The organism is Thermomonospora umbrina (assembly GCF_003386555.1).
Classification (GTDB): domain Bacteria; phylum Actinomycetota; class Actinomycetes; order Streptosporangiales; family Streptosporangiaceae; genus Thermomonospora; species Thermomonospora umbrina.
The window spans coordinates 1,373,737-1,391,674 of the sequence record NZ_QTTT01000001.1; the positions used below are offsets into that span (position 1 = coordinate 1,373,737).

Annotated in this window: 10 protein-coding genes; 7 read left to right on the forward strand and 3 right to left on the reverse strand. The window is 73.1% G+C overall.

Annotated elements, in window-relative coordinates:
- The first annotated feature begins 158 nt into the window (after positions 1-158).
- The 4 genes from DFJ69_RS05925 (at position 159) to DFJ69_RS05940 (ending at position 5,796) form a co-directional block, all read left to right on the forward strand.
- Positions 159-671, forward strand: a complete 513-nt coding sequence (locus DFJ69_RS05925) for a hypothetical protein (protein WP_147312217.1) — start codon at positions 159-161, stop codon at positions 669-671.
- A 27-nt stretch (positions 672-698) separates the two neighbouring features.
- Positions 699-1,331 (forward strand): RibD family protein, encoded by a 633-nt coding sequence (locus DFJ69_RS05930; RefSeq protein WP_116021544.1) that lies wholly within the window; start codon positions 699-701, stop codon positions 1,329-1,331.
- A gap of 185 nt (positions 1,332-1,516) precedes the next feature.
- Positions 1,517-2,704: an FKBP-type peptidyl-prolyl cis-trans isomerase gene (locus DFJ69_RS05935; protein ID WP_116021545.1), complete on the forward strand. Its 1,188-nt coding sequence runs from the start codon at positions 1,517-1,519 to the stop codon at positions 2,702-2,704.
- 251 nt (positions 2,705-2,955) lie between these two features.
- Positions 2,956-5,796: a transglycosylase domain-containing protein gene (locus DFJ69_RS05940; RefSeq protein ID WP_147312218.1), complete on the forward strand. Its 2,841-nt coding sequence runs from the start codon at positions 2,956-2,958 to the stop codon at positions 5,794-5,796.
- Positions 5,797-5,975: 179 nt separating this feature from the next.
- Here DFJ69_RS05940 and DFJ69_RS05945 read toward each other — a convergent pair whose 3' ends face one another.
- Positions 5,976-6,350 carry a hypothetical protein gene (locus tag DFJ69_RS05945; RefSeq protein WP_116021547.1) on the reverse strand — a complete coding sequence of 125 codons (375 nt, stop codon included), beginning with the start codon at positions 6,348-6,350 and terminating at the stop codon, positions 5,976-5,978.
- Positions 6,351-6,586: 236 nt separating this feature from the next.
- Between DFJ69_RS05945 and DFJ69_RS05950 the strand changes: the two genes are divergently transcribed.
- The 3 genes from DFJ69_RS05950 (at position 6,587) to DFJ69_RS05960 (ending at position 14,044) form a co-directional block, all read left to right on the forward strand.
- Positions 6,587-12,595 (forward strand): SseB family protein, encoded by a 6,009-nt coding sequence (locus DFJ69_RS05950; protein ID WP_147312219.1) that lies wholly within the window; start codon positions 6,587-6,589, stop codon positions 12,593-12,595.
- Positions 12,592-12,960: a hypothetical protein gene (locus DFJ69_RS05955; protein WP_116021549.1), complete on the forward strand. Its 369-nt coding sequence runs from the start codon at positions 12,592-12,594 to the stop codon at positions 12,958-12,960. The genes DFJ69_RS05950 and DFJ69_RS05955 overlap by 4 nt, the downstream gene beginning before the upstream one ends.
- A 124-nt stretch (positions 12,961-13,084) precedes the next feature.
- A complete protein-coding gene (locus DFJ69_RS05960; RefSeq protein WP_116021550.1) occupies positions 13,085-14,044 on the forward strand; it encodes a hypothetical protein in 960 nt (319 codons plus the stop codon).
- Positions 14,045-14,079: 35 nt separating this feature from the next.
- Here the strand turns inward: DFJ69_RS05960 and DFJ69_RS05965 are convergent, their stop codons facing one another.
- On the reverse strand, positions 14,080-14,895 hold the full coding sequence (locus DFJ69_RS05965) for a TrmH family RNA methyltransferase (protein ID WP_116021551.1): 816 nt from the start codon (positions 14,893-14,895) through the stop codon (positions 14,080-14,082).
- Positions 14,896-14,940: 45 nt separating this feature from the next.
- Positions 14,941-15,951, reverse strand: coding sequence for an endonuclease/exonuclease/phosphatase family protein (locus DFJ69_RS05970; protein WP_147312220.1), 1,011 nt, complete (start codon positions 15,949-15,951; stop codon positions 14,941-14,943).
- Positions 15,952-17,938 lie beyond the last annotated feature (1,987 nt).

Genomic DNA, 17,938 nt, shown 5'->3' on the forward strand with positions numbered 1-17,938 from the left:
TCCGCGGCGGTCTTTGTCAATCGCCTACGACGCCGGGAGCACACGGCGGTCGCCGCCTTACCCCCGGTGCGGCATCCGGGATGTCTCCGACGGCCCGACGACGGCCCCCGAGACGTCCGGCCACGATGCACGGAGCCGTCGAGCGAGAGGGGACCACGATGACCGCCGTCGAACAGCGCCACCGGACGGGGGGACGCCGACTGTCGCCGGGCGCGCGGAAGAGCGTCCTGGTCGTGCACGTGATCGCCTCGGTCGCGCTGCTGGGCGAGGTGTGGGGGCTGGTGATCCTCAACCTCGCCGCCGCGCTGACCGACGAGGTCCCGCTGGCGCACTCGGCCTACCGGCTGATGTCGTTCCTGGTCTTCGGAGGCGGCATCCCGCTGAGCATGATCGCCCTCGTCACCGGGATCGCCCTCGGCCTGGGCACCCACTGGGGGCTCGCGCGCCACTGGTGGGTGGCGGCCAAGCTGGGCCTGCTGGTGGCCACCGTCCTCGTGGGCATGCTGGCGTTCACCCCCGAGGCCATGGCCGCCGCCACCGAGCACGGAGTCCGACCGGACGCCGGAGGGCGCTGGAGACAGGTCGCGGCCGTGTCCGTCCAACTGTTGATGCTGGTCACCGCCACCGCCCTGTCCGTCTACAAACCCAAAGGCCGCATCCGGGACCGCTGAGCGACGGAACGGTCTAATCTCAGACCTATGGCGCCAGATCAGCCCTACGTGGTGGCCCACACCGCGGTCTCCGTCGAAGGCTCGACGGTGGGCTTCCACCCCGATGTCAGCCGGTTCTACGAGCTCGCCGCCACCTGGGCGGAGGACGCCACCCTCACCGGGGCGGACACGATCCTCACCCAGGAGCCGGCGCTGGAGGCCGCCCCCGGGCCCGGCCCGCTCACCGAGGGGCCGCTCCTCGCGGTCGTCGACGGGCGGGGCCGCGTCTCCCGCTGGGACGGGCTGCGCGACGCCGGGCGCTGGTCCGGCGTCCTGGCCCTGCACTCCCGGGCCACCCCGCCGCGGCCCGCGGATCGGAACGTTCCGGAGCTGGTCGCCGGCGACGAGCGCGTCGATCTCGCCGCCGTCCTGGCGACCCTGCGCGAGGACCACGGGGTCGAGACCGTACGGGTCGACAGCGGCGGGCAGCTCACCGGGGCGCTGCTGCACGCCGGGCTCTTGGACGAGGTCAGCCTGCTCGTCCACCCGTGTCTGGCGGGCGCGGACGGCGACCGCTTCTGGTACGGGACCGCCCCGCCGCCCGGCGGCGGGCTCTACCAGTTGGCCAACGAGGCCCTGGGCGACGGTCTGGTCTGGTTGCGCTACCTCGTCAAACGATGACCGGGCACGGATAGACTGCGTGCGACACGATACGGCCGTGGGCACGTGCTCCCATCCGGTTCCACGCGCCGGTCCGGCCCGATACATTCGGTCCGGTCTTGTTCGCACGGTTTCACACTGCCCTTAGGCCGGTGCTGGCAAGGTGTGCTCTTTGAGGTGTCGTCTAGCCGGAAACAGTGAGGAAAATGCCCGAGGATGACAAGCCGAGCGGCGGCTCACCGGCCCCCAGCCCGAAGCTGAAGGCGAAGCTGCCGAGCGCGCAGGGCATCAAGCGTCCGGACTTCACGCCCCACGGGATCAGCGGGGGCTCCAGCCGACGCACCCCGCCCAAGCCGTCCGCGCTCACCGCGGCCCAGGCCAAGCGGCGCAAGCGGCTGGCGATCGCCGGGCTGCTGGTGGCCGCGCTCGCGGTGGCCGGGGGCACGACCTGGTACGTGACCCGGCCGGGTCCCAAGGTCGAGGTGTCCGGAGCCCTCGGCAAGGAGCCTAAGGTCCAGATCCCCTCGGACCTGAAGCCCAGCGGCAGGTTCGGCGCCAAGGCGCTGATCCGGGGCACCGGGCCCAAGCTGGCCGTCGACGACCTGGCGTTCGTCCACCTGACCTTCTACAAGTGGAAGGCCTCGTCCGGCGCGGCGAGCGCCGACCCCGCCGGGGACGAGAAGGACGACAACCCGAACAGCAAGATCAACAGCACCTACTCGCAGGGCGCGCCCGTGTCCATGGCGCTCGGCGGCAAGGACCTCACCGGGATCGACAAGACCCTGAGCAAGTCGCTGCTCGGCCAGACGGTGGGCAGCCGGGTGCAGGTCGAGATCCCGCCGGCCGACGGGTTCGGCAAGGAGGGCAACCAGCAGCTCGGGATCACCGGCAGCGACTCCATGCTGTTCGTCATGGACGTCGTCAAGAGCTTCCCCAAGGCGTCGGCGATCCCCGGCGAGTTCAAGAAGTTCTCCGAGGACGGCCTGCCCGTGGTCGAGCCCCCCGCCAAGCCGGGTGAGGGCCCCAAGGTGAAGATGCCGGACGAGGACGCCCCGGACAAGCTGGTCGTCAAGACCCTCATCGAGGGCGACGGCCCCGCGCTGGTCAAGGGCGACAACGCGATCACCCACTACCAGGGCCAGATCTGGAAGACCGGCAAGGAGTTCGACTCCAGTTGGAAGCGCGGCCCGGTCTCGGCGTTCGCCATCGGCACCGGCGCCACCGTCCCCGGCTTCGACAAGGGCCTGACCGGCAAGAAGGTCGGCAGCCGGGTGATGCTGATCCTGCCGCCCAAGGAGGGCTACGGCAAGGAGGGCAATCCGCAGGGGGGCATCAAGGGCGACGACACCCTGGTGTTCATCGTGGACATCCTCGGCACCGCGCCCAAGAAGTAACCGCACGACCACCGACGCGGAGACGGCGGCGGACCCCCGGCCGGGGTTCCCCGCCGTTTCCTCGTTCCGCACGTTCCGGACGGTGTCGAACGGCCGTGGGAACCGCCCTTTCGGCCCGATGCCGCCGTCGCGACAACCATCGAGAGGTGTCGATCGTCCTGTTTGTGGAAGCCATGGGAAGTGGACAGTGACGGGCCGATTCACCGGAGGCCCACGGGCGACTTCGGTCACGGGTACATCACGGGGGGCGTGTGACTAGCACCGGCATGGGCTCGGACGGCATGACGCCCCGCGGCCCGGAGCACCTCGACGCATCGGCGACCGAAGACCCGCCGGCGGCCCGCGCGCCCGACTCCCCCGACCCCCCGGGCTCCCCCGAGCCCCCGACCTCCGCCCCCGCCCCCGACACCGCCGCGACGGATCCCACCGACCTGATGACCGAGCACTCCCCCAACGACGCCCTCGCGCCCGACACCGCCGATGACCTGGCCGAACGGGTCGAACGGGACGAGGTGACCGCCGAGGCCGCCCCATCCGGCACAACGGCCACGGCGCGCGACCTGCCTGTGGTAGACAACGCCGAGGAGCCCGCCGAGACCGGCGCGGACGACGAGACCGGGGCCGACCCGGTGGGCCCCGTGGGCATGGCGAGCGTCACGCCGACCGAGAGCACGATCGGGGCCCCCGCGGGAACGCCGGCCGGGGACCCGGGCGTTGACGGTTCGACGGAGGGTCCGGGCGGCACGGCCGTTCTGGAGACCGTCGGGCACGAGACCGGTGAAGCCGAGAGCGCGAAGGGGGACGCGGCTGTGGGGGCGGCTGCGGACGACACGGGCCGGGGGCCGGACGACGGCCCCGACGCCGCCGGCGAGGGTCCCGGCAAGGGCGCGGGCGCGGGTGTCAAGGCGGGTCGCCGGTGGCGCAGGCCGCGCAAGGAGCGCAGCCGCCTCGCGCGCTACACCCGCCGGATCGTCTTCGGCCTGCTGGCGTTCCTGGGCCTGCTGATCGCCGCGTTCGCGGTGGCGTACGCGTTCACGCCGGTGCCGTCCCCGCAGGAGGACGCCACGGCGCAGGGGCCGGAGTTCTACTACGACGACGGCAAGACCCTGATCGCCAAGATCGGGGTGAACCGGCAGAAGGTCGAGCTGTCCGAGGTCCCGCCGCACGTGCGCGACGCCGTGATCGCCGCCGAGAACCGCAGCTTCTACGAGGACCCCGGCGTCTCCGTCCGGGGCACGATCCGCGCCTTCTGGTCCACGGTGTCCGGCGAGCAGCTCCAGGGCGGCTCGACCATCACCCAGCAGATGGTCCGCAACTACTACCAGGGCCTCGGCCAGGAGCGGACGGTCAGCCGCAAGCTCAAGGAGATCATGGTCTCCCTGAAGGTCGGCGGACAGAAGGACAAGGAGTGGATCCTCGAGCAGTACCTGAACACCATCTTCTTCGGCCGTGACGCGTACGGCATCCAGGCCGCCGCCCAGGCGTACTACGGCAAGGACGTCAAGGACCTGACCAAGGCGGAGGCGGCCTACCTGGCGGCGGCGATCCAGCAGCCGACTCCGTTCGGCGACCCGACCGGCAGCCACCGCTCCGCCGCGGAGGAGCGCTGGCGCTCGGTGGTCACCGCCATGACGCAGACCGGCGCGCTCAGCACGGCCGAGGCCGCGGCCATGACGTTCCCGACGCCGGACAAGCTCAAGGTCACCGACGTCCTCAAGGACCAGCTCGGCTACATGGTGCGGATCGCCCAGAAGGAGCTGCGCGAGCGGCGGGGCTACACCGAGGACCAGATCAACCGCGGCGGTCTGAAGGTCACGACCACGTTCGACAAGAAGCTGATGGACGCGGCCAAGGACGCGGTCGAGGACAACCTGCCCGACGACACCGGCGGCAAGACCCTGACCGGTCTGGTCTCCATCGACCCGGACACCGGGCGCGTCGTGGCGTTCTACGGCGGGCGCGGCTATCTGGAGGAGCAGCTCAGCAGCTCGTTCGGGCACTGGGCGCAGGCCGGGTCGGGCTTCAAGCCGATCGTGCTGGCCACCGCGCTCACCGAGGGCAAGACGCTCGGCAGCGTGGTCGACGGCAGCTCACCGCAGTACTACAACGGCACACCGGTCCGTAACAGCGGCGGCACCAGCTACGGCTACGTCAACCTCGTCACCGCCACGCAGAACTCGGTGAACACCGGCTACGTCAAGCTCGGCCAGGAGATCGGGCTCGACAAGGTCACCAAGATGGCCGAGAAGCTGGGCATCCCGCGCTCGCAGCTCACCGCGAACGGCGCCAACACCGCCCCGACGTTCCCGCTCGGCGTGATCTCGGTGCACACCGTGCAGCAGGCCGGAGTGTTCGCCACCTTCGCCGCCGAGGGCGTCCACCGCACCCCGTACGTGGTGAAGTCGGTCACCGAGCTGGACGGCGACCGTCATCAGTACACCGAGAAGGGCAAGCGGGCGTTCAGCCAGCAGGTCGCCCGGGACGCCACGTACGCGATGACCAAGGTCGTCGAGAGCGGCACCGGCACCGGCGCGCAGCTCTATGACGGCCGCGACGTCGCGGGCAAGACGGGCACCACCGACAACGGCAACGCGCTGTGGTTCAACGGCTTCATCCCCCAGTTGGCCACCTCCGTCGCGATCTACCGGAGCGACAGCCCGTCCAAACAGGTGCAGATCGGCGGCTACAGCGCCTTCGGAGGCGTGCTGCCCGCGCAGATCTGGCGGGCGTACACGTCCGAGGCCGTCAACATCAAGAACCTCTCCGCAGAGAGCTTCGGGCCCCCGTCCACCTACGTCTACGGGGGCGGCGGAGGCGGCCGGACCGACCGCACTCCGGACTCCCCGACCTCGCCGCCCCGGGACACCCCGACCGACCCGCCGCAGTCCCCCGACCCCGACCCGTCCGACCCCGGTCCCGACCCCGGCGGCCCGGGCGACCCCGGCCCGTCCGACCCGCCCCCCGGCGGCGGCCCGACCGGCCCGCCGGGAGGCGGCGGTGACGGCGGTGGCGACGGCGGCGGCGGCAACCGCGAACGCAGCGTCCTTCCTCAGCAGGCCTCGACCACGGCCTTCGGCGGCCGCCGGGACTGACCGTCCCCAGGGCCCGAGCGCCCACCGGAACGCTCGGGCCCGCCCGGCCTCCTCTCCGGCACGGCGGGGCGAACGCGTCCGCCCCGGGCGGTGGCGGACGCTTCGATCGCTCGCGTCGGTCACAGGCGGGCCGCTACTCCGGCCTCCCTTCCGTTCCGGTACGGGCGGGGGCGGAGGCGTCAGTCGCAGGCGGTGCCGAGGCGGTCGGGGGTCTCGGCGAGGGCCTTGTTGAGAGCGGCCGCGTCGCCGGTGCCCAGGGCGGTGGCCGCGGCGCGGAACTGGGTCGACCCGTCCTTGAGCGCCTTCTTGAGCGTCGCGTCCTCGGCCGTCTTGGACAGTGCGTCGAAGCGGACCGCGAGCTGGTCGGTGACCTGCTTCCACTGCGCGGGGTCGTTCGCGGCCACCGTCTTCAGCCGGGTGGCGTACTGCTGAACGGCCTGCTTGCCGTCGGCGCAGACCTGGCTCTTGTTGCCGTCCTTCATGGCGCATCCGCCCGTCGCGAGCACCAGGGCCGCGAACCCCGCCGTGCCGCGCCGTGCCACCCCGTAGCGCATCGAACCTCCCCAACTGGACCCCGTCAGCGAGTGCTCATCCTTGCGCATTCCGTCCCGCGCCGCCGTTCCGGCCCGACCCGCCGGAACGGGCGGGATCCGACGCCCACGCCGAGCCCGCGTCCGAGCGAGAGCGCCGTCCCACCACCGGCGGTCAGGCACTTGCTGTCCTTTCGCCCGTGTAGCGTAGGCGGGTCCGTAAGTGTGCTCGGCGGTAGGGGCGCACGGAGCCTCAGGGGGTGGCGAACGTGGCCGACGCGTGGCGGCCCGCGAACGAGCTCGAGCACCGGATGCGCGACGCGCTGCAGGCCGGTGACCAGGAGACCTACTTCCGGCTGCTCGCGGAGGCCGAGCTCGTCGTCCCGATCCCGCCCGAGGTGCTCGACGACGTCCTCGCCAACGAGACGCAGCCGACCTGGCCGACGCGCGAGCACGACGGCCGCGTCCACGTCCTGGCGTTCACCTCGTCCTCCGCCATGCACGACGGTCTCGGCCCCGGCTACCGGCACTTCATCAAGCTCCGGTTCAGCGACGCCGCCACCGCCTGGCCCGACGCCCGCTGGTGGCTCGCCCTCGACCCGGGCCTCCCCATCGAGGGTTTCCTGCCCTCCTGGTTCGTCCGCCAGATCGCCGAGGGCGACCCCCGCCTCCCCCAGGTCGGCCGCCCGACCCACGACGCACCACCGCGCGAGACCCCCCAGGCCCCACCCTCCCGGAACGGCTCGGCACAGCCCCACCCCCCGCACGACCTCACACCCCCCGACGCCGGCGACCGAGCCTCCCGAGACGCGACGGAACGAACCCGGGCACCCCATCACCCCGAGCCCCCGACCCGTTCCTTGCAGGACCCCCCGGTCCAGGTCCCCGCCACACCGAACACCCCGGCACCGACCGACCCGCCCCCCCAGGACATCGCACCCCACGGCGCGGGCCCGCAGGACCCCGCGTCACACGGGCCGGCGGCCCAAGGGCTCGCGCCGCACAGCACGGCGACTCACGACCTCGCGTCCCAAGGCACGGCGCCCCCCGACACCGCGCCCCACGGCCCGCCAGCGCACGAGCCCGGCCCGCGCGACCCGGCGGCTCAAGACCTCGCGTCTCACGACCCCGCCTCCCACGGCCCGGTGCCGCCGGATCCTGCGGCTCCGAGCCCTGCGGAGCAGAGTCCCGTGGTGTCGGACCAGGCCGTCCCGGCTGGTCAGGAACGGCCGGCATCGGACGCGGTGTCGCAGGGGCCGGAGTCGGAGGCCGCCAAGCCGCAGGACGCCACCGTGCAGGCGCACGATCCCGTTCCCCGGTCCGACGGGGACACCTCCGGCGCGTCCCCGGACCGCGCCGCCGCGCCGACGGGTCCGTCCGCCGGTGCTGCCGCACGGGCGGAGCGACCCGCGCCGCGCCCCGAGCCCTCGGAAGGGCGGGCCGAGAAGTCGCCCGTTCCCGCCCCGACAGGGTCGCCGGTCTTCGAGTTCCCGCTGACGCCCCCCGCCGGTGCTCCGACCCGCCCGACGGCCGCCGGGTCGCCCGGCCAGGAAGGTCTCGGGTTCCAGCCGGCGAACGAGGTGGAGCGCGAGTTGCTCCTCGCCTCCGGGACGGGGGACCAGGATGCGTTCCTGAGAGTGCTGGCCGCCGCCGAGGTGCTGCTCCCCGTTCCGCAGGACATGGACTACTCGCTGCGTCCCGGCCGTCCCGCCTTTCCGTGGCCGACCGGCGAGGTGGACGGTGTGACGGTGATCCCGCTGTTCACCTCACCCGAACGCCTGCGCGAGGTGGCCGGCGAGGCGGCACCGGGTCAGGGCGGCGCGGACCACATCGCGCTCCCGTTCCTCTCCGTGGCCCGGTACTGGCCCGACCACGGCTGGGGTCTGGCGGTGAACCACGGCACCCCGGTGGGCTCCGTGCTGCCGGGTGAACGGCTCAAGGCGCTGTCCGAGTGGGCCGACCAGGTCACGGCGCAGCGCATGGCCGAGGGGTTCGAGCCGCAGAACGACATCGAGCGGAGGCTGTTCGAGGCGGCGACGCGGCGCGACGGCGACGCCTTCTTCAAGGTGCTGCTGAGCGCCCAGGTGCTCGTGCCCGCCGCCCCCGAGATCCCGTGGGGCATCGGCCCGGACGACGAGGCGTTCCCCTGGCACCCGACCCCGGTGCGCGGGGCCGCCTCCATCCAGGTCTTCACGTCCCTGCGCTGGATGCACGAGACCATCGGCCCGTCCCGCTTCCTCATGCCGGCGATTCAGGAGATCCTGGCCGCCTGGCCGGACCGCGAGTGGACGCTCGTGGTCAACCCGGGCACGCCGATCAACGCCATCATGCCGGGCGACCGCGTCCGGGCGCTCGCGGATCTCGCCTCCCCTCCCGTCCCGGCCCCCGACACCCCCGATCCCTCGGGAACGCCGTCCATCCCCGGGGCTTCGGCCCCCGCGCGCGACGCCCAGGGAGGACCGGCCGTACCGGGGACCCCCGACGCCGTTCCCTCCCCGAACGCCCCCGACGCGACGGCCCGGGAGGCGGCACCCGACACCGGCCCCCGTCCCGTGGTGGACGACGGCTCGGACCCGAACGCCGACTGGGTCCCCGCGAGGCCCGAGGCGCAGCACCGCCACCGACGGCCCACCGACGAACCGGTGTTCGAGCCCGGCAACCGGATCGACCAAGAGCTGTACGAGGCGGCCCAGACCGGTGACACCGACGCGTTCCTGCGGGTGCTGCTGGCCGCCAACGTCCTGGTGCCGATCCCCGCCGACGCTCCGCTGGAGATCACCCCCGTCCAGCCGGAGTTCCGTTGGGAGGCCGCGATGCGGGACGCCTCCTCGGTCCAGGTCTTCACCTCCCTGGTCCGCCTGCGCGAGGCCCTCCCCGCCTCGCGTTTCGTGTACGCCGACTTCCGCGAACTGATCCGCTGGTGGCCTCGCACCGAGTGGGCCATGTTCCTCAACCCGGGCACCCGCATCGGCGCCTCCCTCCTAGGCGACCAGGTCCACGCCCTCAGCGAGTGGGCCGTCCGCGTGGGCCTGATCCGTCCCCGCCCCCAGGCCCTTGCCGACCCTTCGCGCACGGCCGCCCCCACACCCACCGACCGCAGCGAACTCGGTGACCCCACCCGGACCACGACCGACCTCGGTCATCGCCCTCCGCCCGGCCTCCCCGGGGAAGCGGCAGCCGGCGCGGGAACGCCAGGCCACCGCGAGGCCTCGTCCACGGGGCCTCGCACCACCCCGGCACCCCACCTCCCCACAGCCGGTGACCCCACCGAGACGATCGCCGACTTCGCGCGCCTCCCGAGCGACCAGCCCTCCCAAGCCGGCCCCCCCACCACGGTCGGCCCCTCACCGACATCCCCAGGCGAAGACCCCACCGCCACCTCGCACGCAACGAGCGGCCGGACCTCCCGCACAGACGACCCCACGGCCACCATGGCGGACCCCTCACTCGTCTTGGGCAGTCCAACACCCCGAGGGCAAGACCCCACCGCCACCACCGTCGACCCCCCGCGTACTGGCCCGAACGACCCCTCCTATGCGGCGAGCGGTCGGAACCCCCGCGCGGACGCCCCCTCGCTCTCGCCGGACGGTCAGCCCTCCCAGGGCCAAGACCCCACTGCCACCACCACCGACCTCTCGCGTGCCATGAGCGGCCGGAGCCCTGGCGCGGACGACCCCGCACGTGCCGTAGGCGGCCGGAATCGTCGTTCGGACGATCCCTCACTCGTACAGGGCAATCCGACACCCCGGGGCGAAGACCCCACCGCCACCACCACCGACCTCTCGCGTGCTCGCCTGAACGACCCCACGGCGACGGCGGTCGATCCCTCACTGATTCCGGGCGGTCAGGCTCCTCGGGGTGAAGACCCCGGTGGCACGGTTGTCGATCCCTCGCACGAGAGCGCGGGTCGGTCCTTTGAGGCCGGTGACCCTTCGGAGACGGTCGTCGATTTCGGCCGCCTTCGGTCCGGCGGTGCGGAGGCGGACGACTCGGGCTCCTCTGGTTCGCCCGTGGCAGGGCCGGCCAGAGGGCACGGTCCGGCCGACGCGGTCGGCGGCTCCGCTCAGGGATCGGCCGCCTCAGAACGCGTCGCCGCAGGTGAGGACCTGAGAGCCGTTCGTCCGATCGCGTCAGCGGGAGGAAGGCCGCCGGTCCCCCATGCCGATACCGGCGAGGCCCTGCCGGGCGGGCCCGGAACGGGCGAAGGCCTCAGGCGGCCCGCCGCAGGTCGTCACACCGTGGCCGGGGCGGGCGGTTCGGTGTCGCCGATCACGGATCGCGTTCCAGGAACGGCCAACCCCGAGCGCACAGTCGCCGGGCCGGTGCAGAGGGCGAACGACGCCGGTGGCGGAGACCGAGAGCCCGGGGACGGGCCGGCGGACTCCGATCGCGACGTGCCCGGCGAGCCGCCGTGGCTGCGGGGTGATCCCGCCGAGACGATCGTCGACGGAGGGTGGCCGGCGATCGATGCGTCGATGACCGAGCCCCCACGGAACGGAATCAACGCTCCACCCCACGCCGGAGCGGAGTCCGCCTCGCCTCGAAGCACCGAGGAGACGTCCGGACACACGACGGGCGGCCCCCCACAGACGCCTTCTGAACGCGCGCAGGCGACGGGTGAGAATCCAGTCCCCCATGCCGCCCCCCCGGGGAACGGCACAGAGCCGTTCCGTGTCGTGGGCGAGCCCCCACGGGCAGACGACGGAACGCCGGGAACCGCCGCCCACCCCCCGTACGCCGACTGGGAAGGTCAGCAGCCGGCGGGCGACCCCTCACGAACGGACGACGGGGCACTGGGAGCCGGTGACCCGTCACCCCGGTTCGACCGCAACGCCCCACGGACGGGCGAGGAACGGCACCGGACTGGCGGCGCTCCCCTACAAGCCGACGGCGAACCCACACGCACGGACGACTTGACGCCGCAGGGCGACCGCGACACGCCGCAGACCGGTGGGGAACGCCCCCGGACGAGCAGCGCGCCCCTGCGAACCGACGGCGAGCCCACACGCACAGACGGCCTTCCACACACCGACAGCGACGCCTCCCACACAGGCGGAGAACGGGCCTGGACCAGCGGCGCACCCCTGCGAACCGACGGCGAACCCACACGCACGGACCGCCTTCCGCCCCGCGCCGATAGCGACGCCTCCCACACGGGCGCGGAACAGCCCTGGACTAGCGGCGCACCCCTGCGAACCGACGGCGAGCCCACACGCACAGACGGCCTTCCACACACCGACAGTGACGCCTCCCACATAGGCGGAGAACGGCCTTGGAACAGCGGCGCACCCCTACAAGCCGACGGCGAACCCACACGCACGGACGGACTTCCGCCCCGCGCCGACAGCGACGCCCCCCACACGGGCGCGGAACAGCCCTGGACTAGCGGCGCACCCCTGCGAACCGACGGTGGGCCCGCACGTACGGACGGCCTGTCGTCGCAGGGTGAGCAGGACGCCCCGCAGACCGGTGGGGAACGGCCCCGGGTGAGCGGTACGTCACCGTGGGCCGACGGTGGGCCCGCACGGACGGGCGGCCCAGCGCCACAGGCGGAGCGTGACGCCCCACGGACGGGGGAGGAGCGGCCCCGATCGGATGGTGCGTCGCTGCCCGCCGGCGATGGGTCGCCGTGGGGGGGCGGTGACGGTGCGGGGGTGCGTGGTGGGGCCGAGGGTGTCCGCTCGGCTCCGCAGCATGCGTTCGGCGCCGAGGCGGCGGATGACGGTGGGGTGTCCGAGCAGCCCGTCGTGCTCCAGAAGGTGCTGCCGCACGGTCATGTCGGCTGGTACCTCGAGCAGGGCTACGACCGGGTGGGCGGCTTCGTGCACCCGGTGTCCGAGGTGACCGAGTTGCAGACGCCCGCGCAGTTGTACGAGACGTTGGGGCTCCTCTACGAGGACTCGCCGTTCTCCCCGGACGACGACGGTGTCTACGTCATCCGCTGGCCGGGATACTGCGCCGGGTTGTACCGGATCCCGTTCGGCGGGCAGACGGCGGACGACGTGCTGGCGTGGGGGGACGCGGGCTGGGTGCAGGAGCGGCCGCCGTTCGTCGGAAGCGGGTTCGCGCCGGGCAGTTCGGGGTCCATCCGGGAGTACAAGGTCGACAGCGCCCGACTGCCGTACGGGGCGGAGATGTACTACCTCGACCGGAACCGGTCAGAGCGGTTCGTGGCCCTGTACGACCCCGACCGGCTGGCCTGGGTGCGTCCGGGCGACGAGGACGGCGCGGAGCGGGTCGACGGGACGAGGGCGGAGGCCGCGCAGTGATCCGGGACGGCTATCTCGCGCGGTGGCGGGGCCGGGAGTACGAGGCGGGCCCGGGCGCGGACGGCGAGGTGAGGATCTACACCTCCGAGCCCGCCGAGGGATTCGAGGAGGTCAGGCCGGGGCGGCATCGCCGGCTGGTCCCGCCCGACGAGGTCGAGGGCCTCCGGTACGTCCGGACGGCCTGCACCTGGCGCGGCGAGCCGTTCGTCGTGGTCGGGGAGCACGACACCTGGCTGCGGGTGGAGTACGCGGGCGGACGGGCCGACGTGGCCGAGCGGCTGGAGCTGGATCGCGTGGATCACGGGGTCTGGCAGGCCTGGGCCGCCCGCGCCGACGTCGACGATCTCCACGAGGAATTCATCTGAAGTCACGCGGACACCGGGTTGATTCGACCGGTGCATCCGTGTTCGCATGAATCTAGATCACCGAGCGGGAGTCAAGGACAGTTCGGTGAGTCTTGACGGGGCGATGCGACGGAGGTGCGGGCGAGTGTTCCGATCGGTGGGGGATCCGATCCGCGTAGGGCTCGGCACGGCGGCGATCATCGCGATGGGGGCGGTCGGCACGGCCGCCCCGGCCTGGGCGGCGCCGGGTCCATCGGCCTCCCAGTCCCCCGGACCCACGCCCAGCGCCCCGGGCCCCGACTCCCCCGACTCCCCGGGCGGCCCCCCGGGGCCCACGGATCCCCTGCCGGAGCCGTGGGGCCTGGAGGTCACCGTCACGGTGCCCGACAAGGAGTTCTTCGAGGGCGACAAGGTCAACGCCACCATCGTGGTCAAGGCGGAGAAGGCCACCCGCCGGACCGAGCTGCGGCTCACCGCCGGCGGAAGGCCCCTCCCGGGGCTGTCCCGGTGCGTCGACGACCCCTGCAGGCTGGGCGAGGTCGGCCGACGCGGCAAGAGGCTGAACGTCGTCCTCACGGTCCCCAAGAAGATCCGTTCGGGGAACGTCAAGCTCACCGCCAAGGTCTCCGGTGACGGCGCCGTGGACGACACGTTCGTCAAGACCGTCGAGGTACGGCAGAAGCTCGCCCCGAAGCCGTCGCCCTCCCCGAGAGGCAACGGCGACTCGAACGACACCAGGAACTCCGGCAACGGCAACACGGGCAACGGCAACGGCAACAGGGACACCCCCTACACGCCGCCCCTCCCCAACGGCGAGTTCAACCCCAACACCCCCTCGCCGGATGTGAACCTGCCCCCCGTCACCGCACCCTCCCTGGCGCCCAAGGCGATGGCGCCCGCCCCCCAGACCGCCTTGCGCAGCAACGACTCACCCAACGCCCAGGAGCTGGAGTTCAAACGCGCCGCCGGCACCCAGGTGGCCTGGCTGGCGGCCCTTCTCGTGGCCGTCTCCCTCCTGCTGACCCAGCTCCGCCTCCGCCAGGCGGCCACCTCATCCAGAAGGCCGCCGCGCCCGAACCGCCGCAGAAGGCGCCCCACCCGCTAAGACGTCATCCGCCCGCTCGGTGAGGCCATGGGCGTCTAGGCGTGCGTCAGTCCGTAGCAGGCGATGGAGGCCGCGGCGACCACGTTGAGGGAGTCGACCCCGCGGGCCATCGCCTCGGTGCTCATCGGGATGCAGACCGCCTCGTCCGCCGCGTTCAGCCAGCGTGAGGACAGGCCGTCGCCCTCCGAGCCGAGCATCAGGGCGACGCGGTCGCCCGTCACGGCCTTCTCGATGGGGACGGCGGACTGGTCCGGGGTCAGGGCGAGCAGGCGGAAGCCCGCCTCCCGGAGTTCGCCGAGGCCATGGTGCCAGTCGCGCATCCGGGCGTACGGGATCGCGAACACGGCGCCCATCGAGACCTTGACGGCGCGGCGATAGAGGGGATCGGCGCAGCGCGGGGACAGGACCACCGCGTCCACCCCCAGCGCGGCGGCGCACCGGTAGATGGCGCCCACGTTGCCGTGGTCGACGAGGTCCTCCAGCACCAGGACGCGTCGGGCCGTTCGGAGCAGCTCGGGTACGGCGGGTAGCGGGGTCCTGGTCATCGCGGCGAGCGCGCCCCGATGCACGGCGAACCCGACGACGCCCTCGAGGACGTGCTCGTCGGCGACGTACACGGGGGTGTCGAGGCGGTCGAGCAGGTCCGACAGGGGGTCCACCCACCGGCGGGCCATCAGGAGCGACCGGACGGGGTAGCCCGTCTCGACCGCCCTGCGGATCACCTTCTCCCCCTCCGCGATGAACAGCCCGTGCTCGGCCTCCAGGCTCTTACGGAGCTGTACGTCGCGCAGGCGGACGTAATCGCCGAGCCGGGGGTCGTCGGAATCCCCGACCGGAACCAGACGCGCCATGCGTCCAGTGTGCCGGTTCCGCGCACCTGCCCCGGCCGCCCGCGGTCAGGGGAGGCGAACGTCGGCGAAGACGGCGCGGTGGTCGCTGCCCGCGATGTCGTACACCTTGAGGTCGCGGACGGCGCAGCGGCGGTCGACGAGGATGTGGTCGATGGTCAGCGGGGTCCGGGCCCCGGCGGACACGCCCCAAGTGGGGATGAGGCCCCCGCCCGTGCGGTCGGCGGCGTCCGCGTAGCCGCGGGACAGGACGCGTCGCAGGTGCGCGTGGTCGAGCGTGGCGTTGTAGTCCCCGGCCAGGATCCGGACCCGGCCGTCGCGCCCGCCCGAGGACGAGGGGAGGGCTCGCAGGTCGTGCCGCCAATGGCGGACGGCGGCGCGGCTGATCGGCGGCGGCGGGTGAACGGCCGTCACCTCCACCGTCCGGCCGCCGGGCAGGGAGAACTCGGCGCGGGGCATCGCCATCACCGTCCCCGGCGGCGCGGGCAGCGCGCGGAGCGGATGGCGGGCGTACAGGCCGGTGCCCGCCGCGCCGGTGCGCGGGTCGATGACCTTGTACGGCAGCAGCCGGGTCAGTCCGGCGGCCTCCAGCCCGGCCACGGCCTGCGGGGTGAGCTCTTGGAGGCTCAGGACGTCCACGTCGTGACGCCGTACGAGCTGCAGGACGCGTTCGGGCCGGGCCTGCCCGAACAGCAGGTTGGCGGTCAGCACCCGTACCGTCGGGCCTTGGGCGGCGGGTTGGCCGCCGGCCATGGCGCGCGGCAGCATGGGCGCGACCAGGGCCGCGGCCACCAGCGCGCTCGCGAGCAGCGCCCAGCGGTGGCGCAGGATCGCGGCGCAAGCCACGGGAACGGCGGCGGTGGCGGCGACGTAGGGCGTGAACGAGATCAGCGGGATCGCTGGCATGCCCAGGCCCGGCAAGCGGTCCACCGCAACCAGGCGGGCGGCGGCCCAGACGCCCCAGCACCCGGCCACCGTCCACGCGACGGCTGAACGCCAGCGCTCGGGACGGGGGGAGGATCGCGCGTCGGCCTCCTCGCCTGTGAACGTCTCGCTCACCGAGCCCACCGGGACCCCCGCCCATGCCTTGGTGCCGGGTCGTGCCCTCGGTCCATCTCCGCCCCCGCTCTCCGCGCCCCGTCCCCTGTACGACGTGCTCGGGAACGTCGAAGTTTCTCAAGATCCAATTTCGGACTCGAGGAACGCACTGGGAAAAGTCCATACAAGTCCGGATATCCTCCAGGTCCGGCACTTACCATGCCGGGGGCTAGGGCGCGGGTATCGTTCGCCGAACGCACGATGAACGATCATGCGTTGGTGATCGGCGACCTTCCGCCCCGCCCGGCGCCCACGCCGACGTGAGCGGGCCGCCACCCGGCGTGCCGACTGCCATGACAGTCCCGGGCATACGCTCATGACCTGCGAACATCATTGAGGTTTACCTCTTTGTAACCATCAAGGGGTGCCACTACAGTGCCGGGGAACATGGGACGGTTTCTGGTGAAACGAGGACAACCGTGAGCGGACGTCATCGCAATGACCTGCCGGGCGATCCCGGCGACGGCGGACACGACGGCTCCGCTCCGCCCGCCTTCGGCCAGGCCGACGACGCCTCGTCCGACTGGTTCAGCCCCCGGGACGGCCGGAGTTCGTCCACCGGCGGCTACCCGATCCCCGACGGCCAGGACCACGCCCCGAACGACCCCCCGCCCTCCCGCCAGGGCGGCCGTCCCCCGGGCGTCCCGTCCCAGGAGCGCCCCCCCGGCAGCCATGTCCCCACCGGCCGCGACGGCGCGTCCCCCGCGTTCGGCGGCTCCGGCCGCGAGAGCACGTCCCCGGCGCTCGGTCGAGACAGCGTGATCCCGAGCCCCGGCGGCCCCGGCCGCGACAGCGCCTCCCCGCCGTTCGGCGGCTCCGGCCGGGACAGCGCCTCGGCCGGGAGCGAGAGCGGATCCCCCGGGTACGGCTCCGGCGGGTACGGCCGTTCTCCCAGGGATACCGGACCGACCGGTATCGGCGGCTCGCCCCGTGAGACCGGCTCCACGGGTATCGGCGGCGCGGCCCCCGAGAGCCCTTCCCCCGCGTACGGCGCTCCGCGCGACTCCGGCCCCGGCCCTCGTGGCTACGGCGGCCCCAGCGACAGCGGTCCCCACGGGCGTGCACCGGCAGGCGAGAGCGGCCCGACGCCGTACAGTGCCGGCCCACGGGACAGCGGTGCCTCCCCCGGCCACGCGGCCCCCCGCCGTACCGGCCTCTCGCGGTTCGACGATCCGCCGCATGACAGCGGCACGGCCTTCGACAGCGGCGCGTACGAGACCTCGGCCCCGCTCTTCGACGAGTCGGGACGCGACGGCGCCTCCCCGACACTCGGCGGCGGACGCACCAGCGGCTCCACGCCCTACCCCGGCACCCCCTCCAGTGGCGAGCCCACCCGCGCCACCGGCTCCTCACCTTTCGGCGGCACAGCACGGGACACGAACTCATCGCCTTATGGCGGCTCCCCACGCGACAGCAGCACCTCGCCCTACGGCGAGTCCCCCCGCGACAGCACGTCCCCAGCACTCGGCGCAGCCGCCCGCGACAATGCCTCCCCGGCCTTCGGCGGGCCCGCCCAAACCAGCGGCACCTCCCCATACGGCGGCACGACACGGGACACAGCCTCCACACCCCACGGCGGATCCGCACGCGACAGCGGCACCTCGCCCTACGGCGAGTCCCCTCACGACAGCGCCTCCCCAACGTTCGGCGGTTCGGCACGCGACAGCGGCTCCTCGCCCTACGGGGAGTCCCCCCGCGACGGCGTCTCCCCGGCATTCGGAGGGGCCGCACCAGGCGGCGGCGCCTTGCCGTTCGGCGGCACGGCACGAGATACAGGCTCCACACCCCACGGCGGATCCGCACGCGACAGCGGCTCCTCCCCCTACGGAGAATCCCCTCGCGACAGCGCCTCCCCGGCGTTCGGCGGATCCGCACGCGAGAGCGGCTCCTCGCCCTACGGGGAGTTCCCACGGGACAGTGCCTCGCCGGCCTTCGGTGGGGCCGCGCG

Excerpts from the sequence above, each read along its gene's own strand:
- DFJ69_RS05925 (WP_147312217.1), top strand. The coding sequence starts at position 159 with ATGACCGCCGTCGAACAGCGCCACCGGACGGGGGGACGCCGACTGTCG.
- DFJ69_RS05930 (WP_116021544.1), top strand. The coding sequence starts at position 699 with ATGGCGCCAGATCAGCCCTACGTGGTGGCCCACACCGCGGTCTCCGTC.
- DFJ69_RS05935 (WP_116021545.1), top strand. The coding sequence starts at position 1,517 with ATGCCCGAGGATGACAAGCCGAGCGGCGGCTCACCGGCCCCCAGCCCG.
- DFJ69_RS05945 (WP_116021547.1), bottom strand. The coding sequence starts at position 6,350 with ATGCGCTACGGGGTGGCACGGCGCGGCACGGCGGGGTTCGCGGCCCTG.
- DFJ69_RS05965 (WP_116021551.1), bottom strand. The coding sequence starts at position 14,895 with ATGGCGCGTCTGGTTCCGGTCGGGGATTCCGACGACCCCCGGCTCGGC.